The following is a 9064-nucleotide window of genomic DNA, read 5'->3' as shown; positions in this document are numbered from 1 at the left end:
GGCGGAGCATTTTTATATCCAATTTATGCCAATCCAAACGTAGTAAATGCGGCAGCAGAATCGAGAAAATATAAATTGAAAACCCCACTGTGCGGTGTAGATCCACTCACAAAAATGGCACGTGGATATTGTCTGAAAAATGCTGATGGTACCTATTCTGTAGCTCCTGATAAAGCAGAGATTCATCAAGGAGCGCTCGATTCAAAATACGTCATTGGTTATGTCAAAGACCCCAATGATCCCCCATCTTTAATGCTTCAAGGCTCTGGTTCCTTAATTCTTGATGGCAAATTATTTCAGATCAATTACGATGGCTTCAATGGCAGACCACGCACCATGCTTGGTCGCATAGTACAGTGTGCACAAGATCCAACCTGTGGCGGTAATATTGATGCCATGGAGCGTTGTGCTAAAGATCCGAAATGCCATGATGAAGCAAAATTACGTTGTAACCTGTCTAAAGAAATAAAACAAAGTGGAGGTTCAGAAAAACAAATCCGAAAATTTCTCGATGCTCTTCCTCTTGCGAAAGCCAATGACTTACGACATCGTGACCAAAGCTATGTCTTTTTTATTAAAGAAGATGGCGGGCCTTATGGTTCCGAAAATATTCCACTGACCCCCCATGCATCATGCGCAACGGATCATAAGGTCATCCCGATTGGAATGAATTTTATCTATAATTGCAAAAAATCGACATCATGGTGTATCGCTCAAGACGCAGGTGGTGCCATTGTGGGCGCACATGTTGACTGTTATAAAGGAGAAGGCGACCTAGCTGGCATTGAAGCCAACAGTGTCAATCACGCAGGCTCATTATTTGTAGCACTGCCAAAACGGAAATAAAATTCTGGCTGCCTTTCCTTGTTTGTCCTCATAGTCACTTTTTCCCGCATTACGCTTTGCTAATGCGGGCTACGAAATTGGCTACCGCGAGCAAGTCTCGGTAATTAGGATGAGAGCACTGCCCCCGAAGTATCTCTATATTATTTTCCATATTTATCAACAACATAACCGTACATGTTTTTCGCAATTTCTCCTTCAGCAAAAAATACTTTTCCAGTAATACTTTGTTGAAGCAAGTCCGCTTCTTCTTCGTTATGCATGCGAACAACAGTCACCAAGTCAGGATTTAATTGTTGAGAGCATTGAATCATTTTTCTTACCTGTACGGTATCTGTTATAACGATCATCAACATACTGGCTCTAGCGATATGGCTCTGAATAAGTACCGCGGGCTCTGAGGCATCACCATATACCGCAGGAATACCCGAGGCTCTTAATCTGGTTACAATCTCCCGATTTTCATCAACGACCACATAAGGTATTCCATGTTCCGAAAGTAAATGAGCAATTCGCTTCCCAACACGACCATAACCGACCAAAACCACTTGTCCTTCGAGCTGTTCTCTGCTTACTGTCGTTGGTAACTCCATCAACGGATCAGCAGATCGTTCAAAACCTCCTGCTAATTTGTACCGCGATTTTGCCCAGGCATGAATAGGAAGTATTAGCTTAAAAATAATAGGATTTATTGCTATTGAAATCAGGGCTCCTGCGAGAATAAAACTACGCCCTTCTTCTGGTAGCATTCCTAAACGTATACCCAACTCAGCCAAAATAAACGAAAATTCACCAATTTGCGCCAGGCTCGCGGATACTATTAATGCAGAATAAAATGAATAGCGGAATCCAAGAACCAACACAAAAGCAGCAATTGATTTACCAACAACAATAATTCCTACTACTGTTAATACTTGTAATGGTTGTTCCACCAGAACGGCAGGATTAAACAACATCCCTACCGCAACAAAAAACAATACAGCAAATGCATCTCTAAGAGGCAAAGACTCTTCTGCAGCGCGGTGGCTAAAAGAGGACTCCCTCATAATCATGCCAGCAAAAAAGGCGCCTAAGGCAAAAGAAACACCAAAAAGAACAGAAGCAGCATAAGCGATGCTAATCGCTGCGGAAATAACGCATAAAGTAAATAATTCACGTGATCCGGTTTGAGCAACATGCCAAAGAATTTTGGGAATCACTCTGCGACCAACCAAAAGCATTAAAGCAATAAAAGTAGAGACTTCGATGAGAGTAAGGCCGAGAATGAGCCATAAAGGTTTATGAGAGTTAACTGCCGGGTTTCCGCCAAGCCAGTGTGATAATGGAGGCAATAAAACAAGAACAACAATCATGGCCAGGTCTTCGACCAAGAGCCATCCTACAGCAATATGACCATTGATAGATTCCAAAGCACCACGTTCTTCAAGAGCTCTTAATAAAACAACAGTGCTGGCTACAGACAGGGAGAGGCCAAAAATTAAAGCACTGCCGTAGCTCCATCCCCACATTAAAGCAACGCAGCCACCCAAGAACGTAGCGGTAACCATTTGAACAATCGCACCAGGAATTGCAATATTGCGCACCCGCATCAAATCAGACATTGAAAAATGCAAGCCAACACCAAACATCAGCAGCATAACCCCAATTTCCGCAAGCTCCTGAGCAATCTTCACGTTTGCCATCAATCCCGGTGTAAACGGTCCGATAATAATTCCGGCGAGCAAATAGCCAGCAATCGCTGGCAACTTAATTCGCACGGCAATAAATCCCATGATTAATGCCAAAGCAAATCCCATAGCGATAGTAGTAATCAGAGGAAGAGAATGATGCATTTAAATATCCTTTTTATATATCCGAATTTTTTTGCTATAAAATAATTAGATACTCGATCTAACCATCATCGTTCAACATTATATAGAGTTAATCAACGCCAGAGCAAATGAGATCAATTTTTTCGTCCTCATTTAAAAACCATACAGCATTCGGACACAAAAACAAAATACTAAAAACCAAGCTACAATTACTTTGGGGAGTGTACATTCCAATCATAAAGAGTGAGTCAGACACAGGGAGAATCAGATGAAACAATTTCATAACATCCTGTTTGTTAGTAATGGTGTTGGAGAAGACAGTGACGCCCTGCAATTTGCGATAAAATTAGCGAATGATAATAAAGCAACGCTGGATTGTCTGGTGCTCTGCCCGCTCTTTAACAACAACCTCGATGAATACACAAAACTTTATGAAACGTTTCTTCAGGAAAACACCGATAAAGCGATAAAAGAAGCGTATTCAGCCTTATCCCTGAAAAAGAAAAAAACTGCGGTGAAAATAGAAGTAGAATGGGGGGCGACTCCCGATATACGTATAGTGCAACGCGTTCTCCGCAAAGAGTATGATCTTGTAATCAAAGCGGTAGAACAAAATGATAGCCCCAGAGGTTTTAAAGCCCTGGATATGGCTTTACTCCGTAAATGCCCATGTACTGTATATCTCCATCGCCCATTTAAAAATCGTGACTCATTGAATTTTGCTGTTGCAATAGATCCCAAAGATAAAGAAGAATCAGATCATGAATTGGCACTTAATCTTTTAAAATTATCACATTCTCTTGCAACTGAATATAATGGGAATTTAAGTATTATTTCATGCTGGGACTTTATCCTCGAACACTATTTAAAAACGAGTGTCTTTGTTGATATATCATCGCACGAATTAGATGGGATGATACTCCAGGAGAGTAATTCGGATTATAATGCACTGCATAATCTGGTTAATGAAGCAGGTATCAAAGCCCAGCCAACTATCTACCACCAAAGAGGAAATCCAACCGAGCTGATTCCTGCCATTATTCATGAAAAAAAGATTGATGTATTAGTGATGGGAACAGTAGCACGGACAGGGATTTCCGGTTTTATCATCGGCAATACTGCAGAGAACATTCTGCAAAAAATCGATTGTTCTCTTTGGGCACTCAAACCCCAAGGATTTGTATCGCCAGTGAAAGCATACTGAGCCATTAAGCCATACCTGACTCTTGCTTGCTAGGTATGGTATTCGTTTTGTAGATATTGTCTCCTGCCGCACACCTTCAGCTAACCTTTGTCCTTTAATTATCATTCAGTGGATTTAATGGATCATCTACTTCAAGCTGCAGATCCTCAATATAGGCAGACACTTTTTCAATTTCATCGACACTGGCAATGTGGTACATCGCATCACCTTCATTGACCAACGGTAAATTGGTTTTTCCAATCACAATGCCACTAAATGGGGCTTTTAAAGCAATAGTATCATTCATTAAAAAGGGATCATGGATATACCCTAATATCTCTCCTTTTTTAACTGCCTGGGCTAATTCAACAACAGGTTGTACTAAACCACTTGTTGGCGCACGCGCCCAGCTGCTGGTTTCAGTAATAACAGGCTCATATTTTTTCCGTTTATTACTCTTGGCATTAACAACCATTCCCAGTAACGCTAATACTTTCAATATACCTCTTACCCCCATCCGTATGCATGACTCATTAAAACGTAATGCCTCTCCACCTTCATAAACAAGAAGAGGAATTCCCAATTCACTGGCTGCTTGCCTAAGCGAGCCGTCACGAATTTTCGCATCAAGAATGACCGAAGTATCGAACGCAAGAGCCAGTTCTCTGGCACCAGGTGTTTCAAGATTCACTCGTAGCTGCGGCATATTAATTCGACCGAGACCACCGGTATGTAAATCAATCCCATAATTACATTTGACGACTACCTCATTAATCAGAATATCGGCCAATCTTGCCGCAAGAGAACCTGATTTGGAACCAGGAAACGCTCGATTTAAATCCCTTCTGTCCGGTAAATAGCGTGATTGTAAAATAAAACCAAAAATATTGGCCACAGGAATGGTAATTAAGGTGCCGTGAAGGTGCTTTAAAGAAAAATGATTATGAACACGTCGAATAATTTCAATACTATTCAATTCATCACCATGAATAGTTCCAATAATAAACACTTTGGGCCCGGCTTTTTTCCCATGGAAAATATGGACAGGAATATCCATTTTACTCTGTGTGTACAGGCTGGCAGAGGACAGCATCACGCTGGTCCTTGTTCCTGGTTTTATTATTTGTCCTGCAATTTCCAGCGGTATATTTTGCATGATATTTATCTTAAAAAGATAACGATTTATAGTCTAAGTGTAGCAAAACAAATCAAATTTGCAGTAAGATGAACCAAAGAGAGCAACATAAATTACTATTTTTCAGCAAGCCCTAAAATTTGTGCTATTTTTGATAATATGAATGGGAATTTCAAATAAAGGGCACAATGAACAACATTAAAACGTTTATTTTCCTTGCAGCACTTACTGCGTTGCTCCTGGTCATAGGAAGACTCATTGCAGGACAAACAGGTATGATGATTGCGTTGTTGCTTGCTGTATTTATGAATTTTAGCGCCTATTGGAACTCAGATAAAATTGTATTGAAGATGTATCAGGCGCAGCCTTTACCAGACTCTCATCCTGTATATAACATTGTCCGTTCCTTGGCATCCAAGGCAAACACTCCTATGCCGAAAGTATATCGGGTTGAAACAAACGTGCCTAATGCCTTTGCTACTGGGCGAAATCCTGAACATGCCGTGATTGCGGTAACATCCGGATTGTTAACCAGAATGAATGAGCAAGAACTCACTGGTGTCTTGGCTCATGAATTATGCCATGTACTACATAGAGATACATTTATTAGTGTCGTTGCAGCCACACTTGCTGGGGGGATTAGCGGGGTCGCCAATATCTTTATGCTTGCGCGTGACGGAAACAACAGAACGAACCCGATAGCAGGATTTCTGGTTATTATGTTGGCACCTATAGCTGCTGGGTTAATTCAAATGGCTGTATCTCGTTCCAGAGAATTTGAGGCCGATAAAGGAGGAGCGGAATTAACAGGCAAACCACTCTGGTTAGCAGATGCCTTGTTAAAACTCGAACATGCTAATCATCGCGGCAATTTTCAGCAAGCAGAAAATCATCCGACAACAGCCCATTTATTTATTGTTAATCCGTTAAGCGGTGATAAATTCAGACAACTCTTTGTAACGCATCCTCCCACTGCAGAACGGGTGGAACGACTAAGAGCTATGGCTGGCGGCCATTGAATTAAGGAATTTGTAATTAAATGTAGGTTGTCGGCGAAGGGGCCGACAACCTACATGATAATATGAAGCTCCTTAACTTAATGGCAGTGGGGTATGGAGCCGCGGCAGTACTTAAGACTCATAAATTCATTTCTTCATTAGATCCTGTCTTTGCTGCTCCACCATAGCACGAATAAGGTCAATAATGAGGTTTGGCTGTTCTTTTTGGATGTAATGCCCACTGTTTTTAACAGTAATACGTTTGGCTTTGGGCACAAAAGTTTCTGCAACAAGATCCTGGGCGCGAGAAATGCCATTGATGATGGATTCCGACATATTTTGCGTTACATAAGTCGGCCAAAAACCATCTTTAATCAATTGGCTGGCCTCAGGAACAACGCCTGCACTGAGTACGACCGCAGGAATAGCTAATTTCTGATTTTGATACTTTTGCAATTGTTTAAAGCTCGCATCAAAATTAATAATTTCAACATTTTTATAATGAGGAATTAATTCTTTGGGGCCAATGTTCAAACTGAACCGGTATACCTCAATTTCTTTGGGAGACCATGTGTCCAGAAGTTTTTCACTCGTTACGTCAATAAGTATCATGCCCGACACATCATTCGGGTAGAGGTATGCATAAAGCCGTGCAATGAGGCCACCGGCAGAATGAGCAACAAGAATAAACGGTGTTTTAATTTGAGCCGACTTAACAAGCTCATGTAAGTCTCTTGCCTGCTCTTCTGCAGTAACTGGCTGTGGTACCGACGTGCTTCGGCTTTCCAGAAGATGATCGCCATTTACTTTGATTGTTCCTGGCCTATCATAGTCGCACACTTTAGTAAATTTACTCACTTCCGGAAACACGGTTTTCCCTTGTTGTCCCGTAAGTGTAGTCTCCCAAGAACCATCGCCTCGATCAGGATAACCAGAAATAAGCAGGACAGCTGGAGCACCTTGTCCCTGACAATTCATAAATATTTTTCGATCATGCTCTATTGGGATCAGCATAGTACTGCCCATAGCAGAACCACTAAAGAAAGCTAAGGTTGTGATGAAAAAAAATAAAAATTGCCGTCTGTTTGGTTTCAAAATAGTACTCCCTCTGCTAAGGATTTCTACCTTAAAAGTAGCCCGGATGCCGCAAAGCGGGTACCGATTATAAATGTACCATGCTGCGCATGGACCTCACAGCCATTAAGTTAAGGATTTGGCCGTCATCCTGAGGAGCTAGCGACGAAGGCTCTCCCGGGATTCAGGAGATCCTTCGCCATGCTCAGGATGACGTACTGTTCTTAACTTAATGGCAGTGCGCATTGACCTCCGGATTTAGCTCTACTGCATCAGGATACTTTTTGATTTTATCCTTCAATAACCGATTTCATATCATAACACCGTGCTCACCCGGACTAGTTCATCATTCTTATTTAAAGCTGGGTAACGGGAATTCAGGAGCTAATTTACCAGCCAACTGTTTCCAGAGTTCCATACTGAAATTAGTATTATTTTCTGTGCTGACAGGTTTTAAAGTATTAAATGCAATAAATACAATTCTTTTTTCAGGTAAGACAGCGAAAATGCCGCTATATCCACCAAAACTGGGATTTTGGATTAACCAATGATTAGCGACAGCAAAACCCATAGCAAAATAACGCGATGGGGTATTATTTCCCTTCCCAACCGTTTCCGGAGCACGCAATTGTTGCGTTGATTTTTCAGATAATAAACTCCCGTTCATCCAGGCATTTGCCCACACACCTAAATCCTGGATAGTAGAAACAATGGAACCTGAGGTTGAGGTCCAGGATGGACTCCAAAAAGTAGCATCCTCATAAACGCCACGATCCTGACTGAATGAATGCAATACGGGACAAGCAATGGGAGCCGTGCGATTAAATCGTGTATTCTTCATTCCCAACTCATTAAAAATACCTTCGTGGAATAAGGCATTTATTGGTTCTTCATTAACCTGTTTTAGAATAGAGCCAAGCAATACATAATCAGTATGGGAATAATGTTGATTTGTACCGGGTTTAAATACTGGGTCCTGCATCAAGGCATAATCCAGCAACTCCTTGTCAGACCAATATTTAAAAGGATGATTGATGACGGCATCAATGAACTTTTTATTGTATACATAATCAGGATAACCGCTGGTGCAATTGGCCAGCATTTTTAAGGTGACACGAGATGCATTGGGTAAATCGGGATACCACTGGTCAATCGTATCACTAAGTTTTACTTTTTTTTGTTCAACCATTTGCATCAGCAAGGTGGTCAACATGGTTTCGGTTACTCCGCCAATGCGAAAATGCATTTCTTTTGTTGCGGATACTTTCGTCATGGAATCACCAATCGCATTAATGCTTATCGGTTTCCCATTCATCCATAAACCATAAATCATCGCTTTTACGGGTTGGTTTTTAACAAAAGCCTGCACTTCTTTATCAAGTTTCTCTTGAGTAAGGGCTGCATTAACCACATGTTGCATCATCACCAAAACTAAAATAAACACCAGCCGGGTTATCTTTTGCATGATTTGAATACTCCATTTGCAGATGAATTTAATAACGAATATCAAAATCAGTTTTCTACTATTTTGACGCAATGTAAATAGTCCCTGCAGATATTCTCTGTAAATGGAAAATATTGATGGACTTATCATCCCACATACCTATGTATGTAAGAGTAGTACAGAATTACGTAGAATTATTATTCTCATTTAATAAATTCGACTTTAGCCATTACGAATGTCTAATATTTATTCAAGCAATTACCTTTACTTATTAAAGTTCAGCATATACTCTTTAATAGAGCATCGCCCCCCTAAGTTTTAAACATCGGTGAATAAATCTAGAAAGTGTACATGAATAAGAGGAAGGGAACAGATAACGCAAGATAAAACTCAGAGGACGCTGCTATAGGACATCAATGCATATAATTTTAAGGGGTGATCCCAGTGTTTACCCTTACCGAAATTAGGGGACCAAATCAATGCATCATAGTGTGCCTTTAATATCAACTATTGCAACTGCCCTTGGTTTAGCCCTGCTTATGGGGTTCATCGCAACCAAACTGAAACTCCCGACCA

7 protein-coding genes are annotated in these 9064 nt (G+C 40.9%); 3 read left to right on the top strand and 4 right to left on the bottom strand.

Annotated features, from left to right (window positions below):
- Positions 1-846 (top strand): MltA domain-containing protein (locus Q0495_RS11655; RefSeq protein ID WP_298626474.1); only part of this gene is annotated, 846 nt, incomplete at its 5' end.
- A gap of 140 nt (positions 847-986) precedes the next feature.
- On the opposite strand, the gene Q0495_RS11650 is transcribed toward Q0495_RS11655, so the two are convergent.
- Positions 987-2675, bottom strand: a complete 1689-nt coding sequence (locus Q0495_RS11650; RefSeq protein ID WP_298626471.1) for a cation:proton antiporter — start codon at positions 2673-2675, stop codon at positions 987-989.
- Positions 2676-2922: 247 nt separating this feature from the next.
- Here Q0495_RS11650 and Q0495_RS11645 point away from each other — a divergent pair, with 247 nt between their 5' ends.
- A complete protein-coding gene (locus Q0495_RS11645) occupies positions 2923-3858 on the top strand; it encodes a universal stress protein (protein ID WP_298626468.1) in 936 nt (311 codons plus the stop codon).
- A gap of 94 nt (positions 3859-3952) precedes the next feature.
- On the opposite strand, the gene Q0495_RS11640 is transcribed toward Q0495_RS11645, so the two are convergent.
- Positions 3953-4993, bottom strand: coding sequence for a succinylglutamate desuccinylase/aspartoacylase family protein (locus Q0495_RS11640; RefSeq protein ID WP_298626465.1), 1041 nt, complete (start codon positions 4991-4993; stop codon positions 3953-3955).
- A 167-nt stretch (positions 4994-5160) separates the two neighbouring features.
- Between Q0495_RS11640 and htpX the strand changes: the two genes are divergently transcribed.
- Positions 5161-5991 (top strand): zinc metalloprotease HtpX, encoded by an 831-nt coding sequence (htpX, locus tag Q0495_RS11635; RefSeq protein WP_298626462.1) that lies wholly within the window; start codon positions 5161-5163, stop codon positions 5989-5991.
- 126 nt (positions 5992-6117) lie between these two features.
- On the opposite strand, the gene Q0495_RS11630 is transcribed toward htpX, so the two are convergent.
- Both Q0495_RS11630 and Q0495_RS11625 read right to left on the bottom strand, forming a co-directional pair.
- The gene (locus tag Q0495_RS11630) at positions 6118-7065 is read right to left on the bottom strand and encodes an alpha/beta hydrolase (protein ID WP_298626460.1); all 948 of its coding nucleotides are present in this window, start codon (positions 7063-7065) and stop codon (positions 6118-6120) included.
- Positions 7066-7396: 331 nt separating this feature from the next.
- Complete coding sequence (locus tag Q0495_RS11625) at positions 7397-8509, bottom strand: serine hydrolase (protein ID WP_298626458.1); 1113 nt, start codon at positions 8507-8509, stop codon at positions 7397-7399.
- Positions 8510-9064: the final 555 nt, after the last annotated feature.

The organism is uncultured Legionella sp., assembly GCF_937871865.1.
Classification (GTDB): Bacteria; Pseudomonadota; Gammaproteobacteria; order Legionellales; family Legionellaceae; genus Legionella.
This window is presented reverse-complemented; position numbering and strand designations above follow the sequence as displayed.

Coding starts and splice junctions, on each gene's coding strand:
- Q0495_RS11650 (WP_298626471.1), bottom strand. CDS start 2,675: ATGCATCATTCTCTTCCTCTGATTACTACTATCGCTATGGGATTTGCT.
- Q0495_RS11645 (WP_298626468.1), top strand. CDS start 2,923: ATGAAACAATTTCATAACATCCTGTTTGTTAGTAATGGTGTTGGAGAA.
- Q0495_RS11640 (WP_298626465.1), bottom strand. CDS start 4,993: ATGCAAAATATACCGCTGGAAATTGCAGGACAAATAATAAAACCAGGA.
- htpX (WP_298626462.1), top strand. CDS start 5,161: ATGAACAACATTAAAACGTTTATTTTCCTTGCAGCACTTACTGCGTTG.
- Q0495_RS11625 (WP_298626458.1), bottom strand. CDS start 8,509: ATGCAAAAGATAACCCGGCTGGTGTTTATTTTAGTTTTGGTGATGATG.